Source organism: Pseudomonas sp. FP597, from assembly GCF_030687435.1.
In the GTDB taxonomy this organism is placed as follows: Bacteria; Pseudomonadota; Gammaproteobacteria; order Pseudomonadales; family Pseudomonadaceae; genus Aquipseudomonas; species Aquipseudomonas lactucae.
On the sequence record NZ_CP117432.1, the window covers coordinates 143,465 to 163,021 of the forward strand.

12 protein-coding genes are annotated in these 19,557 nt (G+C 63.7%); 7 read left to right on the top strand and 5 right to left on the bottom strand.

Annotation, left to right across the window (positions count from 1 at the left end; all coding sequences use genetic code 11):
- Window positions 1-17: 17 nt before the first annotated feature.
- The 3 genes from PSH66_RS00685 to PSH66_RS00695 form a co-directional block, all read right to left on the bottom strand.
- Window positions 18-743 carry a hypothetical protein gene (locus PSH66_RS00685; protein ID WP_305428173.1) on the bottom strand — a complete coding sequence of 242 codons (726 nt, stop codon included), beginning with the start codon at window positions 741-743 and terminating at the stop codon, window positions 18-20.
- 78 nt (window positions 744-821) lie between these two features.
- Window positions 822-1,526, bottom strand: coding sequence for a DUF3142 domain-containing protein (locus PSH66_RS00690; RefSeq protein WP_003170868.1), 705 nt, complete (start codon window positions 1,524-1,526; stop codon window positions 822-824).
- Window positions 1,523-3,682 (bottom strand): outer membrane assembly lipoprotein YfiO, encoded by a 2,160-nt coding sequence (locus PSH66_RS00695; RefSeq protein WP_305428174.1) that lies wholly within the window; start codon window positions 3,680-3,682, stop codon window positions 1,523-1,525. Before PSH66_RS00695 ends, PSH66_RS00690 begins: the two co-directional genes overlap by 4 nt.
- Before the next feature lie 204 nt (window positions 3,683-3,886).
- Here PSH66_RS00695 and PSH66_RS00700 point away from each other — a divergent pair, with 204 nt between their 5' ends.
- Genes PSH66_RS00700 through PSH66_RS00715 form a run of 4 tightly spaced genes read left to right on the top strand, consistent with a single transcriptional unit; the run spans window position 3,887 to window position 8,559 of the window.
- On the top strand, window positions 3,887-4,618 hold the full coding sequence (locus PSH66_RS00700) for an efflux RND transporter periplasmic adaptor subunit (RefSeq protein ID WP_254854386.1): 732 nt from the start codon (window positions 3,887-3,889) through the stop codon (window positions 4,616-4,618).
- The gene (locus PSH66_RS00705; protein ID WP_305428175.1) at window positions 4,615-5,934 is read left to right on the top strand and encodes an efflux RND transporter periplasmic adaptor subunit; all 1,320 of its coding nucleotides are present in this window, start codon (window positions 4,615-4,617) and stop codon (window positions 5,932-5,934) included. Before PSH66_RS00700 ends, PSH66_RS00705 begins: the two co-directional genes overlap by 4 nt.
- Window positions 5,934-8,030, top strand: a complete 2,097-nt coding sequence (locus PSH66_RS00710) for a biotin/lipoyl-binding protein (RefSeq protein ID WP_305428176.1) — start codon at window positions 5,934-5,936, stop codon at window positions 8,028-8,030. The genes PSH66_RS00705 and PSH66_RS00710 overlap by 1 nt, the downstream gene beginning before the upstream one ends.
- 13 nt (window positions 8,031-8,043) lie before the next feature.
- On the top strand, window positions 8,044-8,559 hold the full coding sequence (locus tag PSH66_RS00715; protein WP_305428177.1) for a GNAT family N-acetyltransferase: 516 nt from the start codon (window positions 8,044-8,046) through the stop codon (window positions 8,557-8,559).
- Here PSH66_RS00715 and PSH66_RS00720 read toward each other — a convergent pair.
- Window positions 8,535-8,843, bottom strand: a complete 309-nt coding sequence (locus PSH66_RS00720; protein ID WP_078822808.1) for a hypothetical protein — start codon at window positions 8,841-8,843, stop codon at window positions 8,535-8,537. The two genes, PSH66_RS00715 and PSH66_RS00720, sit on opposite strands and share 25 nt — an antisense overlap.
- Window positions 8,844-8,899: 56 nt before the next feature.
- Window positions 8,900-9,487, bottom strand: a complete 588-nt coding sequence (locus tag PSH66_RS00725; protein WP_305428178.1) for a phage tail protein — start codon at window positions 9,485-9,487, stop codon at window positions 8,900-8,902.
- A gap of 199 nt (window positions 9,488-9,686) precedes the next feature.
- Between PSH66_RS00725 and PSH66_RS00730 the strand changes: the two genes are divergently transcribed.
- From PSH66_RS00730 to PSH66_RS00740, 3 genes are all read left to right on the top strand, one after another.
- The gene (locus tag PSH66_RS00730; protein WP_370694820.1) at window positions 9,687-11,288 is read left to right on the top strand and encodes a glycosyltransferase family 39 protein; all 1,602 of its coding nucleotides are present in this window, start codon (window positions 9,687-9,689) and stop codon (window positions 11,286-11,288) included.
- Window positions 11,289-11,405: 117 nt separating this feature from the next.
- A complete protein-coding gene (locus PSH66_RS00735) occupies window positions 11,406-12,239 on the top strand; it encodes a sulfotransferase (protein ID WP_305428180.1) in 834 nt (277 codons plus the stop codon).
- A gap of 52 nt (window positions 12,240-12,291) precedes the next feature.
- Window positions 12,292-19,524, top strand: coding sequence for an Ig-like domain-containing protein (locus PSH66_RS00740; RefSeq protein WP_305428181.1), 7,233 nt, complete (start codon window positions 12,292-12,294; stop codon window positions 19,522-19,524).
- Window positions 19,525-19,557: the final 33 nt, after the last annotated feature.

Consider the following 19,557-nt stretch of genomic DNA (forward strand, 5'->3'; position numbering starts at 1 on the left):
CATTGTTCGGTTGGATGTCACAGAATCCACTCCCTAAGCATGGCGTCGGCCACCTTGGTTTCGCGTGGCCCGCCAATGCGAATGGCGTCCACAAGGGCTAGGAAGTGATAGAGCAGCTCGTCTTTCTTGACCGCTCCAGGTACGGTTTTAAATAAGGGCAGAACCTCCTGTCCTTTGTTCTTCCCGTAAGCGTCAGGCCAGACTGGCATGAGTTCGCCACCGCTCATGATCTTTCCGGCCATTATCGGTGCCGCAAAAGCCGTAGGGATGCCTCGGACAATAGGGCCAGGTTTGGCTGGAAACACGTAACGGATCGCATATTTTACGAAATCCAAGAGGGCCCCGTTTCTGACCATTGGCTTTCCACTCGGTAAATCGGTGTAAACGAGCCCGATTTCCCGACAGCGATTCATCGAGTTGGACACTTCGCTTTTGCTCAATGCGAGAGAAGCCGAAAGTGCCCTGACGGAGTAGCTTTCGATGTTGGGCGCACTGTCTGAATCCTCAATATCCTCCCACCCCTCCCACCCTTCGGCAGCGGAAAGTTTTATTTTCTCGACATTTCCTGTAAGGCGAAGATCAAGAAAGTGGTCGAGGTAAGCTTTTGGCTCCGTTGGCGCGAGAAGCATGGCTTCTTCATGGTCGCGTATTACCGTGAATTCGCGTTTTTTGAGACGCTCGCCCTTGGCCTGAAGGTCCAAGCTGATTAGTTTGAAGAGAAGTACGATGTCTTGACTTTTCATCTGCAACTGGATCCTGGTGTCCGCTGTCCATGGACTGTGGACGATTTATTGCATATTTTAATGCCGATGTCAAGAGCGTCAAGGATTCTGCAAAAACACCACATACCCCCGAAACCACTCACTCCCCTTCAAATACCCCGGCTCGTGCCACTCTCCACCCTGAATCAAACCAATCTTGAACGGCAGCCCCAGCCGGTTCATCCGTGGCAGATACGCCGCGTAGTCCGGGATGCTGTGGCGCCCTTGATAGGTCTGCACCACCACTTCATCCACCACGCCCTTGAGCTGCGCGATGGCCGCGGGGTCGGCGTTGCTGCTCCAGTCCATCAGGCCGGTGATGCTCAGGCGTAGGTCGGCGGGCAGGCGTTGGCGCAGGTCACGCAGGAAGTCGGCGTAGTCGTGCAGGTATTGGGTGCGGGCGTCGAAGTCGATCTGGATGCCGACCACCGGGTTGCCCGCGTCGCGCCAGCGTTGTACCTGGCCGAGCAGTTGGGTGTAGACCGCTTCCGGCCAGTGCAGGGTATGGGCGCGGTACACCACCCAGACTTGGCCTTCGGTGAGGCGCGGCACGCTTATGCCCTGGGCGATCATCCGCACGCCACGCTGCGGCGCGCGGCGGGTGGAGTTGATCTGGCCCTGGAGGATATACAGGGTCTTGGCCTGTTTGAGCACCGGCTGGGGGGCAACGCCGCTCCACAGCCAGAAAGCGTCGTAGTCGCGGGCATCGACGGCGGCGAAGGCCGGGCTTGCCAGCAACAGCAAGCCCAGCCACAGGTGTCTCACCAGTAGTACTGCAGCGATTTGCCCCACTCGGTGTCGGCGAAGCCGGTCTTGAGCTGGCGGAACCAGGCCTTGCGCACGGCGGGCTCGACATCCTTGCCACCGCAGCTGTTGTAGCCTGCCGGTGCGTAGCAGTTGATGGCGCGGAACAGCGCATAGGCCTTGTCGTTCTTCGGCGCCTTGGCGTCGCCGATCACCTGTTTGTAACCGTCGAGGCGCGAGAAGGTTTCACCCTTGAACTGCGATGCGGTAGCACCCAGGCTGCCGGCGGCGCGAGCCTGCTCCAACGGCATGCCGTCCAGGCTGTTACGCAGGATGAATTCGCCCAGGCAGTTCAGGCCCTGAGGATTCTTCGCGTCGTTTTGCAACGTGGCGGCGGTTTGCGCGATGGTCGGGCAGGCATAGCCGGATTCGGCTTTGTCGCCGTTCCACTGGAACAGCTTCAACGCCTGGCCGCCGCTGTAGACGTAGCCCAGGCTGGTGCCCAGTTTGTCTTCAGAGGCCTGGGCCGGCAGTTGTTTGAAGTCGTCGGCGAAGGTCGCGAACTGGCGGTGCAGCAGGTCTTTGTAGAGCAGCACGAACTGTGCGGTCTGGCGCTCCAGCGGGTCACTGGCCTGAGCGATCTGCTGGCGCAGCAGTTCAGGCCCGGCGATGTTGCGCAGCAGGATGTAACGCACTTGCTTGGCGCTGATCGGCGAGTCGCTGGCGAACACCTTGGCCAGCTGGCCGCTGCGCTCGTAGTTCATGGCCAGGGCCAGTTCCAGTTGATCGCGCTGCAAGGGCAGCTTGGCCAGTGGCAACAGCTGCAGCCACAGGGCTTGCGCGCCTTTCCAATCGTTTTTGGCTTCCATCGCCAAGGCGCGCAAGGTCTGTTGGCTGAAGGCGAAGTAGTCCAGGCTCGACGGTACGTCCTGCGGCAGGTGCTTCAAGGCGTTGTCGGGTTGATGCTCGACGTACAGCGCGAAGGCTGCCTGCAGGTACTCGAACAGCTCGGGCCTGTCGGCGAACGTGGCTTTTTGCGCGTCAAGGTCTTCGCGCGTCAGGCGCGGTGGGGTGCTGGCGCGCATCGAGCGCAGGTCGGTCACCACTTGCATCATCGGGTTCTTGATGCTGCCGCCCCAGACCATCAGCAACTTGAGGTCGGCTTCTTCCACCAGCGCGTCCAGGGACACATTGCGCTGCGCGTCGGTGGCTTCGGTCATTTGCCAGGCGAAGTCTTCGGAGAGCTTGTCGGAATCGTCCGCGAGCCAATGCACGCGGCGCAACAGGCCGCGAGCGGAGGTTGCATATTCACCCTGTGGATAAGTTTCCAGGTAGCTGAGGAAGCCTTTTTCGGCAGCGCTCAGGGCGGACTTATCCACATGATCGAGTTGCGGCATGTCGTATTGGTCGAACGCTTCGGCCTGCGCCTGGTTCAGCGCGGTGCGCGCGGTCATGTACTGCCCGGTCTCCTTCAGCCAGGGCAGTTCACTGCGGCTGACGGCGGCAAAACCACGCTCGGCGTCACTGAAACGCCCGCTGTAGAAGTCGGCGGCGGCTTGTAGATAAGTGCCCAGCAGGCGGCCGTTGGACGATTCGATCGGCTCGGCAACCACCGGGCCGTCCCAGTTACAAGTGGTGAGCAACTGCACACGCGCGTTCGCCAGCAACTGGCGTTCCGCTGCGGGCATATCGGCCTTGATCACCTGGCTGATAAACGCGGTGGCGCTGCTCTCGTCGTTGCTGCGGCAGCGGCTGCCTTCGCCTCCAAGGAAGGCCTCGCCAGCGGTTTTGGACGCTTCGTGGGTGATGCCCAGCGAGCTCAGCAGGTGCTCGAGTTCGACGGTTGGCGCGTCGTCCGAGTCGGGTTCGGTCTCTGCGTTGGCGGCGCGGTTAAGGATATACACCGGAAACGGCACCGGGCCAAAACCCTGGGACAGGTCATCGTCGTTCAAGGCGTCGGGGGCCAACGGCGCGACTTTTTTGTCGGCCAGCAACAGGCGCAGGTTTACACGGCTGTCGTTGCCTGGACTGAGGAAGGGCTGGTTGCTGCAGGTATCGAGACGGTCGCGCGAAACCCGCCAGTCGGGGTAGCAGGTATCGTCGGAACTGGCCTGTGCCTGCAATGAAATAGCGGCCAGCAATGCCAGTGCCAGGGGTGACAGAAAACCGATGCGCATGACGTGTCCTTGATCCTGAGTCCATGGAGGGCGCCAATAATAGCCTGATCCGACAAAAGCGAGGGTGAAGGCCTACACAAATCAAAGATTTGTCCGATTGGCCGCAGTGGCAATTTAATCTCGCTGACCTAGACTGCGTGCATGTCAGGGAGGAGCAAATGTATGAAGCTGTTGCATGGATGGGTATTGAGTTTCTCCTGCCTCATGAGCGTGGCCCCGATGGCGATGGCCGACGACCCGTTACTGGATCACTCGCCTGTGACCACCGCCACCACGGACAGCGAAGCGCGTGGTGTGCTGCGTGCGCGTGACCAGGCGGTGCTGGCGAGCGAATTGTCCGGGCGCATCGTCGACTTGCCGTTCAGTGAAGGCGAGTCGTTCAAGAAGGGCGACACGCTGGCGCGTTTTGACTGTTCGGCCTATCAGGCTCAACTCAATGCCGCTTCGGCGGCCAATCGCGGCGCCGGTGAAGAGCTGGCCCACAATAAGCAACTGGCGGCGCTCAATTCGGTCGGCCGTTTTGAGGTGGCACGCGCCGAAGCCAAGCTGACCGAAACCCAGGCTCAATCCCAGGTCTACCAGGTGCAGGTCAAGCGTTGCAGCGTGCTTGCGCCGTTTGACGGCCAGGTGGTGCAGCGCAAGGTCCAACGCTATGAAAGCGTTTCGGCCGGCTCGCCGCTGCTGGAAATCGTCGACAACCGCAGCCTGGAAATCCACCTGCTGGTGCCGTCGCGCTGGATGAGCAAGCTCAAGCCCGGGCAGACGTTCAACTTCACCCCCGATGAAACCGGCCAAGCGTTCAGCGCCACGGTCAAACGCCTGGGCGCTCGCATTGATGAAGGCAGCCAGACGCTGTTGCTGGTGGCCACGGTGTCCAATGCCACCGGCTTGATGGCCGGCATGAGTGGCACGGCCCATTTTGCGCACCTGCAATGAACGCGCCGATGCCGGGGCACTCCGAGCGGGTGTTCGCCCAGTTTCTTGACCTTGAGCGCCAGACCCGTGCCGCGCGCAGCACCGAACAACTGGCCTACAGCCTGGTCAACGACGGTCAGCCGCTGTTCGGTTACCGTCATGCGGGGCTGTTGATCGCCGGCAAGGTCAGGGCGGTGACCGCCGTGAGCAGCGTCGACCCGAACGCGCCGTTTGTGGCCTTTGTCGAACAGGCCGTGGCGCAATTACACAAGCAGTCGCTGGGGCAGACCGCCCGTGTGATCCCCAGCGAACAATTGAGCGCACAGGTGCAGGCCGACTGGCAGAGCCTGTCCGCCGGCCATGTGTTCTGGCTGCCGTTGATCGACCCCCAAGACCGTGTGTTCGGTGGTGTATGGCTGGCGCGGGATACCCCGTGGAACCCGGCCGAACAGGTGCTGCTGGCCCAACTGGGCGATACCTACAGCCATGCCTGGCATGCGCTGCAACCACGCCAGCCGTGGCGGTTGCGCCTGACCGGCAAGCGCCGCGCGCTGGTGGTAGTTGTGTTGTTGCTGTTGTTGCTGATTCCGGTGCGCCAGTCGGTGCTGGCGCCCGCCGAAGTGGTGCCGCTGGCCGGGCAAGTGGTGGCGGCGCCGTTGGATGGCGTGATTGCCGAATTTCTGGTCAAACCCAACCAGCCGGTCAAGGCCGGAGATCTGCTGCTGCGCTTCGAAAGCACCACCCTCACGGCCCAGGCCGACGTGGCCGCGCGCGCCCTGGGCGTGGCCGAAGCCGAACTCAAGGCCAACGCCCAGCGGGCCTTTGCCGACGCCGAGTCGAGTTCGCGCATTGACTTGCTGGCGGCGCGGGTCGAGCAAAAACGCGCCGAACGTGACTACGCCCGCGAGTTGCTCAAGCGCAGCGAAGTGCGCGCCGAGCGCGCCGGTATCGCAGTGTTTGCCGACGCCGAGCGCTGGACCGGCAAACCGGTGCAGACCGGCGAGCGCCTGCTGCAGATCGCCGACCCCGGCCAGGCGGAGCTGCGCATCGAACTGGCGGTGGGCGACGCGATTGCCCTGGCGCCGAACGCCCAGGTGGCGCTGTTTCTGGACAGCGACCCGTTGCAACGCCACCTCGCCACTTTGCAACGCGCCGCCTACGAGGCCCAGCCCACGCCGGGCGGGCAATTGGCCTATCGCCTGGACGCGCAGTTCGATGAAGCGCCGCCGCGCATCGGCCTGCGCGGCACCGCGAAGATCTTTGGCGAGCGCGCGCCACTTGCGCTGTACCTGTTGCGTCGACCGCTGGCGGGCCTGCGCCAGAGCGTGGGGCTTTGATGGGCCTGCCCAAATTGCGCGACGACCTGCAACTGTCCAGCGCCGGTGCCGCCCTGGACGGTTCGCCGCGCTGGACCCTGGCCGACCCGGTGCGTGGGCGCTATTTCAAACTCGGCGCCACGGCTATCCGGTTGCTGCGTCATTGGTCCCTGGGCGATGCGGACAAGGTCCTGCAGGCCGCCAACCGTGAACCGGGCTTGCCCCTGGGCGGCAGCGAAGTGGATGAGCTGTTGGGCTTTCTGCGCGCCCACGACCTGATCGCCGCCCTCGACCCCGAACAACGAGCCAGCTACCTGTATAAAGCCGCCGCCCAGAAGCAAACCCTGTGGCAAGTGCTGCTGCACCAATACCTGTTTTTTCGCATTCCACTGTGGCGCCCGGACACTTTCCTCAACCGTGCCTGGCCATGGCTGGCGCGGTTCGGGCCGGGCCTGCTGCGCTACGGCTTGCCTGTTGTCCTGGGCCTGGGCGTGTTTCTGGTGGCGCGGGACTGGCAGCGTTTTCTGGCGACCTTCCCACACCTGTTCAGCCTGGGGGGCGCCCTGGCATTCGGCGTGGCGTTGTTCTTCGCCAAGCTGTGCCACGAATTTGGCCATGCGTTCATGGCCAAACGTGCCGGCTGCCGGGTGCAAAGCATGGGCATCGCGTTCATGGTGTTGCTGCCGATGTTCTACACGGATGTCAGCGACGCCTGGCGCGTGAATGACCGCCGCGCCCGGCTGCTGATCGGCGCCGGCGGCGTGATGGCGGAGTTGCTGCTCGCCTGCGTTGCGCTGCTGGCCTGGTCGCTGTTGCCCGACGGCCCTGCGCGCACGGCGGCGTTCATGCTGGCCAGTGCCACCTGGCTGACCACCCTGGCGATCAACCTCAACCCGTTCATGCGCTTTGATGGTTACTTTTTGATCAGCGACCTGTGGGGCGTGGATAACCTGCAAGGCCGTGCGTTCGCCCTGTGCCGCTGGCGCTTGCGCGAGCTGTTGTTCGGTTATGGCGAGCCGGCACCGGAGCCCTGGTCACCGACAATGCGCCGGCGCCTGTTGTGGTGGGGCTACCTGGCGTGGCTGTGGCGTGCGGCGCTGTTCCTGGGGATCGCATTGGCGGTGTATCACCTGTTTTTCAAACTGCTCGGGATCTTCCTGATGCTGGTGGAATTGGTCTGGTTCATCTTCCTGCCGGTGTTCAAGGAGTGGCGCCAATGGTGGAGTCGGCGCAGCCAGGCCCATACGCCCAGGGTCGTGCTCACCGGGCTTGGCGTGCTGCTGATGGTGCTGGCGCTGGTGCTGCCGTGGCGCAGCGCGGTGGAATTGCCGACGATGCTCGAAGCGGGCCGCGCCAGTGCGTTGCATGCGCCGGTGGCGGCGCGGGTCAAGGCGCTGAAGGTCGCGGATGGGCAGGTCGTGACCTCGGGTCAGGTGCTGGTCGAGCTGGAGTCCCCGGACCTGGATGCGCGGCAGGGCATCGTGCGCCGCGAAGTGGAGATCCTGCAGTTGCAGATGCGTCGCCAGGCCGGGCGCAGCGAAACGGCGGCGGACGCCGGCATCAATGACCGGCGTTTGTCCCAGGCCCTGGCTGAATACCGAGGCTTGGCCGCCCAGCGCGAGCGCCTGTTGTTGCGCGCGCCCCATGCCGGGACCGTGCGCGATGTGTTGCCGCAATTGAGTCCGGGCCGCTGGCTGTCGCCCAAGGACGCACTGGCGCGCGTGGTCGAGGACGGTGCGCGCCTGCGCGGTTACCTGGCGGAGGCCGAGTTGTGGCGCGTGTTGCCAGGGGCGACCGGGCGGTTTATTGCCGATGACCCGATGCACGCGGCGATTGCGGTGGAACTGACGGAGATCGATGCCAATGGCGTGGCGTATCTGGATCAGGAGGCGTTGACCTCCGATCACCACGGGCCTATCGCTGTGCGCCGCGATGAAAACCAGCGTCCGGCACCGGTCCAGGCGCAATACGGCGCGCGGTTCAAGAGTGTGCAACCGATCTCCACGCCCCATCAGCCATTGCGCGGCGTGGTGGTGTTGCAAGGTCGCAGCGAATCGGTGCTGGGCGTGGCCTGGCGCCGTGCGGCTGCGCTGGGGGTCAGGGAAAGCGGTTTTTGACAGGAGTAAGGCGATGTTGAACAAGGATGGCGCGTTGGCGCAGGGCCTGGTGGTGCGCCCGTCACGCAGCACCGATGGGCCGTTTTTGCAGGGCCTGTACCGCTCGGCGCGCGCTGATCTGCAATGGATCGATGGCGAGCAGGCGCTGGTGGAGGAGGTGATCGCCCAGCAGTTCCAGGTCCAGGAAGCGGGGCTGGACGCGCATTTTCCCGGTGCGCTGCATTATGTGGTCGAGAAACTGGGAACGCCTATCGGCGCACTGAGTGCCGACTTCGGGCCGAATGAGATGCGCGTGCTGTACCTGGCGTTTATCCCGGCCGCCCGCGGCCAGGGTTTTGGCCGCGTGGTGTTGCAAGGGGTGCAGCGGGCCGCAGCCCAGGTGGTCTGCCCGGTGACCACCGTGGTCTGGGCGAGCAACCCCCATGCGCGCCAGCATTACCTGGCGCTGGGGTTTCGGGTGGAGGAAGACACTGCCGCCGCGCAGCGGTTGGTGTGGTACCCGTCTCAGTTGAACACGATGCAAAAATAACCGCGTTCGGCGTCCCGGCCCATGGCGGGCTCGCGGGACACAAACACCTGTTCCAGGCACACGTCCGGCAGCGGCAGGCAGCATAGACCGTCGACGAAATCGGTAGGGCCGAGGCTGCTGAGCAATACGCTGAATGCCCCGCGTGGGCTGTGCGGCAAGGTCGCTTGGGGCGCCTCGCGTACACGTTCGATTTGAATCGGCAGCGCCGAGCCATCCGGCAGGTAAAGCAGGCTGCTGCCCGCCAGCAACGGGCGAAAATGTTCAGAGGTGACCAGGTTCAACATAAGCGTGGCTCCGCTTCAAAAGCGCCGAGGCACTTAAGCCTCGGCCAAGGATGACATCAGTCGCGTGACGGAAAGTATCCGCTCAGGGCAATGCTGAAGTTGATAACCAGAAAGGGATTCATGCTGCCCATGGGCTGGCCTTGGCCGGCGGGGTCAATGGTGCCGGTCAAGGTGGTGCTCACGCCTTTGAGCGGCACCGGGCTGGCGCCCTGTTGGTCTGAGTAGATGCTGGCGCTGCCCGGGCCAGTGCCGGAAGCACCGATAAACGAGTTAGTGGCGGTGGGTGTGTTGACCGGGTTGCTGGCGGCGTTGGTCAATTGCACCGAAGTGCTGGCGGTGAGTGCCGCGATCCCATGGGTGTGAGCGGGCAGGTTGGCCAGCGTGGCGGTGACGCTTTCGGTGCCGGCCACTTCGCCGATAACCCGCGGCGTCAAGCCAAGGCCACCACCTTGGCCGACAGGCAGGCGACCTTGCAGGTTGGGCAGCATGAAGGTCGTCGAGCCGGTGCCGCCGTAGGTGATGCCGATCAGGGCGAACAGCGTTTGGTACTGGCTGACGGAGAGGGTTTGGCCGGCGCACAAGGCCCAATCCCGAGGTGCGAAATTAAACGCGAAGGGTTGGATAGTGCCGATGAATACTTCCATGGATCGTTCATCCTTGTAGAGGCTCTATAGGGGGTGACGACCCTCGAAGGGGCGTCATCGCAGAGCGTAGACGCAGCTTTGGCGCACTGCCCGGCGCTTTCGAAACAGTGGGCGAATCAGGGCTGTTTGGCCTACAGTGGCGCTGGTTTGTGCGCGTGCATGTTTTTCCCTGGAAACGGGCAGTGCTGAGGGGTTTGTGGTGCGAAGGTGGGTAGGACAGGACGAAAAGATCGGCGCCGTTGCCGCGCTCAACGATGTCTGGGCGGGTGCCGGCTGGCTCAGCCGTTTGTGGTGGTTGCCGATCCTCGGGCTGGCCATGGCCCTGCGTTTTTACGGGCTGACCACCGCGGCGATCTGGGGCGACGAAGGCTCGAGCCTGCTGCTCAGCGAGTACGCCCTGGACGACCTGTGGTTTCATGCCGCCCACGATGTTCACCCACCGCTGTATTTTTTCATGCTGCGCGGCTGGATCGAGCTGTTTGGCGATGGGATCTGGTCGATTCGCGGCATGAGCGCGCTGCCCGGCGTGGCTGTCGTGGGCCTCGGGGTGTGGCTCACCCGGCAGCTCTCATCGCGGCGCGCGGCCGTGCTGGCGGGTGTACTGCTGGCACTGTTGCCCACCGCAGTGCGCTACAGCCAGGAAGTGCGCATGTATGCCCTGCTCGGCGTGTGGCTGCTCGGTGCCACCCTGGCATTGGTGTACTGGGTGCGCCAACCGGAACGCGCACGCTACCTGGCTGCCTATGTGTTGCTGATGAGTGCCGGTTTCTACACCCACTACTTCACCGCCCTGTGCGTACTGGTGCACTGGGCCTGGCTGGGGCTGTTGAGCACGTCGCAACCGCCGGGCCAACGCCTGATCACGTGTCGCAGCTGGTGGCTGGCTAACGTCGCCATTGTGCTGCTTTACCTGCCCTGGCTGCCGAACCTGCTGGACCTGGTGCAGCACGTCGACCAACTCAAGGTCGGCGGCGATATTGGCTGGGAAGAACCGGTCAACCTGCTCTCCGTACCGTCGATGATCTGGCAGTTTGTGCTCCAGGATGAAGGTCTGGACCTTTGGCCGCCGCTGTTCTGGCTGTTCCCGCTGCTGTGTCTGGTGGTGGTGGGCACCGCCGCCTGGCGTGATCGCGAGCGTCATCGCCCGGCGGTGCTGTTGGCGCTGTTCTTGCTGCTGCCGCTGCTGCTGGTGTATGCGGTGTCGTTTATCTCGCCCGTGTTCATCGAGCGCTACCTCACCGTTTACGCCCTGGCGTTGCCGATGCTGGTGGCCGTGGCAATCGACCGTCTGCCGTCGCGCCTGGCGTGGCTCGGGGCCGCATTGTTCGTGCTGTTGGTCGGCGTGGAACTGGTGGGGCTGAAGAATAACTTTGCGGTGGATGAGCACGATCAGTTCAATGTGCCGGTGGAGTTCGTCAATCGCAATTACCAGGAAGACGACCGCATCGTCCTCAGCGACATGATGTGGTACCTCAGCTACGTGTATTACGACCAGACCGACGCGCAGCTGCAACTCTTCACCCCGCCCAAGCCCGATGGCACACCCACACGGCCGAACGCCTATGGCTTCGGCACCTTGGTGGACCAGGACGGCGGGCGCATTTCCCTCGACCGTTTGTCGGCATTACCGGCCGACACCCGACGCGTCTGGCTGATCAGCAGCAACGACGGGCCGGACGAATTTGCGCCCTTGCCCGACGGCTGGCGCTTGATCAGCCAGCAAGACGGCGGCGGCGCGAGGGCGCGTCTCTATCTGCTGTGCCGCGGGCCAGACGCATCGCAGCGTGCGGGCTGCGACTAATATCCGTTTGGCATTAACGGCCTACCAAAATAGTGGCAAATAACCACTAGTTGAGACGTTAATCCTCAGCTACGCTTTCATCACAAATGGATTTTGTCCTACAAAATTGGTGAAAGGATGCAGTATCACTTTATCTCCGGACTGCCGCGTTCCGGTTCTACCTTGCTCTCCGCGATTCTCCTGCAGAACCCGCGTTTTCACGCCGGCATGAGCAGCCCGGTGAGCCCCTTGTTCAATGGGGTGCTGGCGCAATGCAGCGCAGGCAGCGAGTTCGGCTCGGTGATTGACGCAGGCACCCGCCGCCGCCTGCTGCGCGGGCTGTTCGACGCCTATTACGCCGACAAGTCCTCCACCCCCGTGGTATTCGATACCAACCGCCAATGGTGCGCGCGCATGCCCGCGCTGCATGACCTGTTCCCCCAGGCCAAAGTGATCGCCTGTGTGCGCAACGTGGCCTGGGTGCTGGACAGCCTTGAACGCCTGTACCGCGCCAACCCGTTCGAGAACACCAAACTGTTCAACGACGATGACGAGCGCAACACCGTCTACAGCCGCTGCGAAACCCTGGCCCAGCGCAATCGCCTGGTGGGTTTTGCCTGGACCGCGCTCAAAGAGGCGTATTACGGCGAGAACGCCGAATCGTTGCTGGTCGTTGATTACGACTTGTTGAGCCAGGCCCCGGAGCGGGTGATGCGGCTGGTGTACGACTTCATCGGCGAACCCTGGTTCGAACATGACTTCAACCACCTGACCTACGACGCGCCGCTCTTTGACCAGGCCCTGGGACTGACCGGCCTGCACAAGGTCAAGCCCAAGGTCGCGCCACAGGCACGGCGAACGCTGTTGCCGCCGGACTTGTTTGAGAAGTATGCCGCGTTGTCGTTCTGGCGCGATGGGTCTGCCAGTGCGGCCAATGTCATTCGTATGAAAACCGACGCCGCGATCAGTTGATTGCAGCTTTTTCTTTTTGCGTATTCAAGTCGTTCGAGTCCGGGTGATCGTCATGTGGTGGAGCAAAGACAAATCGCGGGTAACCGAGGGCGCACACGCGCTGGCTTCGCCAATGATCATGTTCCTGGAGCCGCGAATGCTGTTCGACGGCGCGGTAGCGGCAACCGTGGCCGATGCCGCGCAGCCGGATGCCCAGCCCACGGCCGAGGCGGCCAAGGCCCCCACGGCGGATCAGCCGGCGGACACCCATGCGCCCCAGGGCCAGGTCGATGCGACGCAGGCGGCGGTGCCGGGCAAGAGCGTGTTGTTCGTCGACTCCCGGGTCAAGGATTCCGCCAGCCTGCTCGAAGGCGTGGCGCCCGGTACCCAGGTGGTGCAACTGGAGGCGAGCAAGGACGGTTTGCAGCAGATCGCCGATTACCTGGACAGCCACCAGGGCGTCAGCTCGGTGCAGATCGTCGCCCACGGCAATGCCGGCGATGTGTGGCTGGGCAACAGTTACCTGTCGGCGGATAACGTCCAGGCCCGCAGCGAAGTGTTGGCGCGGATCGGCCAGGACATGAACGTCGGCGGCGATATCCTCATCTATGGCTGCTACACCGCCGAAGGCGAGCGTGGCCTGAGCCTGGTCGATTCACTGGCGCAGTTGACCGGCCGCGATGTCGCGGCGTCCACTGACCGCACCGGCCTGGGCGGCGATTGGGACCTGGAAATCGCCACCGGCAACATCGAAAGCGCCAACGTGCTGTCGACCAGCGCCATGAGCGAGTACCAATGGGGTCTGGCCACCTGGACCGCCACCAACAACCTCAACTCCGGCATTGGTTCCTTGCGCGCGGCCCTGTCGTCTGCGCAGAACGGCGACATCGTCACGTTCAATAGCACCATGACCGTTGCCCTGACCCAGGTGCTGGTGGTCGACAAGAACGTCACCATCGACGGTGACCTCAATAACGACAACGTGGCCGACGTGACGCTCGACGGCCAGTACCGCACCCAGATCCTGCAAGTGACATCCGGCACCACGGCCACCCTCGATGGCCTGGTGATTACCCGGGGCATGACCGCCGGCAATGGCGGTAATGGCGGTGACGATGCGCTGGTGTCCCAGGGCGGTGGTATCTACAACGCCGGCACCTTGACCCTGAAGAACGTCACCGTGACCGCCAACGCCGCTTCCGGTGGTGGCGGCGGCGGCGGTGTAACGCCGACATACGCCGGTGGCGGCGGCGGCGGTGGTGGCGCGATCAGCGGTGGTACCGGTGGCAAGGGCGGCGATACGCTTAACTCCACGGGCAGCAATGGCACTGCGGGGCAGGGCGGTGCGGGCGGCGGCTTCTTCAATATCGGCGGGCGTGGCGGTTCCACCACGGGTGGCGCCGGCGGTGCGGCGTATCCGGGTTATAGCACCGGCTCGGCCGGTGGTACGGCCAGCAGTGGCGGATTGTCCATCGGCGGTGGCGGTGGGGGTGACGGGTACGACAACTTCGGTGGCGACGGCGGCGGCGCGGTGGGCGGGATCTACAACGACACCGGCGCGACCCTGCGGATCATCGGTAACTCGACCATCTCCAACAACGTCGGCGCGGGCGGTGGCGGTGGGGGTGGCGGAGCCGGCGGCAGCTATCTTCAGGCAGGCGGTGCGGGCGGTGTCGGGGTCGGCGCTATCTGGAACAAAGGCTCGATCCTGATCACCGCCGCCAACTTCGCGGCACTGGCCGGCAACATTGGTGGCAGTGGCGTGGGCGGTACCAGTGCGGGCACGGCGGGTGTTTCGCCGGCCTCGGTGGCCAACGTCTACGGTGACGGCGGCACCATCAACACCAACTATGTGCCGGACGAGACGCCGCCCACCGCGACCGTCGTGGTGGCCAACACCAACCTGAACTCCGGCGGCACCTCGACGGTGACCATCACCTTCTCCGAAGCCGTGACGGGCCTCACCGCGGCGGACCTGACGGTGCAGAACGGCACCGTCGGCACCCTGACCACTGGCGACGGCGGCGTCACCTGGACCGGTACGTTGACCGCGGCCAGCAACATTGCCGACACCACCAACATCATCACCCTGAACAACACCGGCGTTGCCGACCTGGCCGGCAATGCCGGCGTGGGCACCACCGACTCGAACAACTACATCGTCAACGATACCGTGGCGCCCACGGCGTCCATCGTGGTCAGCGACACCGCCCTCAGGATCGGCGAAACCAGCGTCGTGACCATCACCTTCAGCGAAGCCGTGAGCGGTTTCACCAGCGCCGACCTGACCGTCGCCAACGGCTCGATCAGCGGCCTGAGCACCAGTGACGCAGGCATCACCTGGACCGCCACGCTGACGCCGGATGCGCCTGTCACCGATACCTCCAATCTGATTGTCCTGAACAATACCGGCGTGGCGGACCTCAACGGCAACGCTGGCGTGGGCACGACCAACTCCAACAACTACGCCATCGACACGCAACGCCCAACCGCCACCATCGTGGTGACCGACACCAGCCTGAGCGTCGGTGAAACCTCCGTGGTAACCATCACCTTCACCGAGGCCGTGAGCGGTTTCACCCTCGCCGACCTGACCGCTGCCAATGGCAGCTTGAACACGCTGAGCAGCAGCGACGGGGGTATCACCTGGACTGCAACGTTCACCCCGACGGCCAGCATCAGTGACACCACCAACCTGATCACCCTGACCAACAGCGGTATTGCCGACCTGGCCGGCAACCCCGGCAGCGGCACCACCGACTCGAACAACTACGCCGTCGATACCCAGCGTCCGACCGCCGCCATCGTGGTGGCCGATAGCGCACTGAACATCGGTGAGACGTCCCTGGTCACCATCACCTTCAGCGAGGCCGTCACCGGTTTCACCCTGGCCGATATGACCGTCGCCAACGGCTCCTTGAGTGGGCTGAGCAGCGGTGACGGCGGTATTACCTGGACCGCCACGCTCACGCCGAGCGCCAGCACCAGCGATGCCACCAACCTGATCGTCCTGGCCAACACCGGTGTGGCGGACGCGGCCGGTAACGCCGGCAGCGGCACCACCAGCTCCAACAACTATGCGGTCGACACCCAGCGCCCCACCGCCAGCATCGTGGTGGCCGACACTGCGTTGAGCGTCGGCGAAACCTCGTTGGTCACCATCACGTTCAACGAAGCAGTGACAGGTTTTACCGCCGCCGACCTGACGGTTGCCAACGGCACGCTCACCGGCCTGAGCAGCGGCGACGGCGGTATCACCTGGACCGCGACGCTCACGCCCAGCGCCAGTCTCAGCGACAGCAGCAACCTCATCACCCTGGACAACACCGGCGTGACTGACGCAGCGGGCAACGCCGGCAGCGGCACCACCGACTCCAACAGCTACGCCATCGACACCGCGCGACCCACCGCCACCCTCGTGCTCGCCGACACGGCGATTGCCGTTGGTGAAACATCGGTGGTGACAATCACCTTCAGCGAGGCGGTGACCGGTTTCACCCTGGCCGACCTGAGCGTCACCAACGGCAGCCTGAGCGGTCTGAGCACCAGCGACAACATCACCTACACCGCAACCTTCACGCCATCGGCGGGCGTCAGTGATGCCACCAACCTGATCACCCTCAATAACACCGGTATTGTCGATGGGGCAGGCAATACCGGCAGCGGCACCACCGACTCCAACAACTATGCCGTCGACACGCTGCGCCCGACCGCCACCCTCGTGATCGCCGATACGGCGCTGAGCGTCGGCGAAACGTCGTTGGTCACCATCACCTTCTCCGAAGCGGTGACCGGTTTTGACAATTCGGACCTGAGCGTGGCCAACGGCACATTGAGCGCAGTCAGCAGCAGCGATGGCGGCCTCACCTGGACGGCGACCTTTACTCCAGCCCTCGGGGTCAGCGACTTGTCCAACGTCATCACCCTGAACAACACCGGCGTCAGCGATGCGGCGGGCAACACCGGTACCGGCACCACCAACTCCAATAACTACCAGGTCGACACCAACGTGCCGACGGCAACCATTGTGATTGCCGATACCACGTTGAGCATCGGCGAGACATCGTTGGTCACCGTGACCTTCAACTCGGCGGTCAGCGGTTTCGACAATTCGGACCTGACTGTCAGCAACGGCACACTCAGCACCATGAGCAGTACCGACGGTGGCGTCACCTGGACGGCCACGTTCACCCCGAGCGCCAGCATTGCCGATACCAGCAACGTCATCACGCTGGATAATACCGGCCTGATCAACGGCGCAGGCAACGCCGGCGTGGGCACCACCGACTCCAACAACTACGCGGTCGACACGGTGCGCCCCACCGCGAGCATCGTCGTGGCGGACACCGCGATTTCCGCCGGCGAGACCTCACTGGTGACCATCACCTTCAATGAAGCCGTGACGGCGTTCACCAGCGCTGACCTGACGGTCGCCAACGGCGTGCTCTCGGGGCTGAGCAGCAGCGACGGCGGCATCACCTGGACCGCCACGTTCACGCCCACCGATGGCATCACGGACAGCAGTAACCTCATCACGCTCAACAGTGGCGGCATCGTCGACCTGGCCGGCAACGCCAATGTCGGCAGCACCGACTCCAACAACTACGCGCTGGACACCCAGCGTCCAACCGCGACGATTGTGCTGGCCGATTCGAGCCTCAGCGTCGGCGAAACCTCGTTGGTGACCATCACCTTCAGCGAGGCCGTGACCGGTTTCAGCAACGATGACCTCAGCATTGCCAACGGCACCCTGAGCGCGGTGAGCAGCAGCGACGGCGGCCTGACCTGGACCGCCGTCTTCACCCCGACCCTCGGCGTGCGCGACACGACCAATCTGATCGTCCTGGACAACGCCGGCGTGAGTGACGCGGCGGGCAACAGCGGAACCGGTACCAGCAACTCGGCCAACTACAGCATCGATACGCAGGTGCCGACGGCCACGATCGTGGTCGCCGATATGGCGCTGAGCATTGGCGAGACGTCGTTGGTCACTGTGACCTTCAACGAAGCGGTGAGCGGTTTCGACAACAGCGACCTGAGTGTCAGCAACGGCACCCTGAGTAACCTGTCGTCCACCGACGGCGGCGTCACCTGGACGGCCACGTTCACGCCAAGTGCGAGCATTGCCGACACCAGTAACCTGATCACCCTGGACAACACCGGTGTCGTCAACGTTTCGGGCAACGCAGGCGTGGGCACCACCGACTCCAACAACTACGCGGTCGACACGGTGCGCCCCACCGCGAGCATCGTCGTGGCTGACACCACCATTGCCGCCGGCGAGACCTCGCTGGTAACCATCACCTTCAACGAGGCCGTGACGGCGTTCACCAGCGCTGACCTGACGGTGGCCAACGGCGTGCTCTCGGGGCTGAGCAGCAGCGACGGCGGCATCACCTGGACCGCCACGTTCACGCCGACCGATGGCATCACGGGCAGCAGCAACTTCATCACGCTCAACAGTGGCGGCATCGTCGACCTGGCCGGCAACGCCAATGTCGGCAGCATCGATTCCAACAACTACGCGCTGGACACCCAGCGACCAACCGCAACAATTGTGCTGGCCGACTCCAGCCTCAGCGTCGGCGAAACCTCGTTGGTGACCATCACCTTCAGCGAGGCCGTCACCGGTTTCAGCAACGATGACCTCAGCATTGCCAACGGCACCCTGAGCGCGGTGAGCAGCAGCGACGGCGGCCTGACCTGGACCGCCGTCTTCACCCCGACCCTTGGCGTGCGCGACACGACCAATCTGATCGTCCTGGACAACGCCGGCGTGAGTGACGCGGCGGGCAACAGCGGAACCGGGACCACCAATTCCGCCAACTACAGCATCGATACGCAGGTGCCGACGGCCACTATCGTGGTCGCCGATACGGCGCTGAGCATTGGCGAAACCTCCCAGGTGACTATCACCTTCAACGAAGCGGTGAGCGGTTTCGACAACAGCGACCTGAGTGTCAGCAACGGCACCCTGAGTAACCTGTCGTCCACCGACGGCGGCGTCACCTGGACGGCCACGTTCACGCCAAGTGCGAGCATTGCCGACACCAGTAACCTGATCACCCTGGACAACACCGGTGTCGTCAACGTTTCGGGCAACGCAGGCGTGGGCACCACCGATTCGAACAACTACACGATCGACACCCAGCGTCCCACCGCGACGATCTCCGTGGCGGACAACAACCTGGGCATCGGCCAGACCGCCACAGTGACCATCGGCTTCAGTGAAGCGGTCAGCGGTTTCGACCTGTCGGACCTGAGCGTGGCCAATGGTGTGTTGTCCAACCTGGCCAGCAGCGACGGCGGTATAACCTGGACCGCCACCCTGACGCCTACGGCGGCTATCAGCGATGCCACCAACCTGATCGTGCTGGACGCCGGCCTGGTGAATGATGCCGCGGGTAACGCCGGTAGCAGCATCGTGATTTCCAACAACTTTGCCATTGATGGTGAGCGGCCCACCGCGACCATCAGCGTGGCCAACCCGAACCTTACGGTCGGGCAGAGCACCACCGTGACCTTCACCTTCAGCGAGAGGGTCACAGGCTTTGAGCTGGATGACCTCAGCGTGGCCAATGGCACCTTGTCCAACCTGGCCACCAACGACGGCGGCAAGACCTGGACCGCGACCCTGACACCGACGGCCAATATCAATGACCCGAGCAACTTCATCACGCTCGATTCCAGCCTGGTGACGGACCTGGCGGGCAACGCCGGCAGCGGTTTTGCCAACTCCAACAATTTTGCGATCAACACCATCGCGCTGACGGGCGACCCTTTGTTTCGTGTCACCGCGCCGGCTGCGCCCCAGGACGCGCCGAACCAGCCGTTGCAGCCGATCATCTTCGGCCGGCCGGGAGGCGACCTGGGTTCGCCCATCGGCTTCCCGCCGTTGTTCGAGCAACGTGAGATGGGCGCGGGCTTGCCGCCCATCGGCAGTATTTTCATCAACAACGGCGCGTCGTCGCCCAGTTTTATCGCGCAGGTGTTCAGCACCGACGGCAGCGGGGACGGCAGTGGCCAGGGCTTCCTCGGTTTTGGTGGCGGCGATGGCGGGGTGTTTGGTTCAAGCACCCTCTCGGGGCTGTTCAACCGCGAGAACAGCGGCGACGACAGTGGCGTCAAGGCGTTCGACAACAAGTCGATCAAGGGCAGTGGCGATGCGGCGCAGGGCTTGCGTGGCGCGTTTGGCGCTCCAACTCTGGGCCAGCAACTGCAACAGATCAAAGACACGGAGCATCGCCAGGTGATGGACCTGGCGGCCGCGCTGCAACAGGTCGGCATCAGCGAAATGCAGGCTTGAACACACTCCCATTTTGCGCAGGAACAGGGGTAT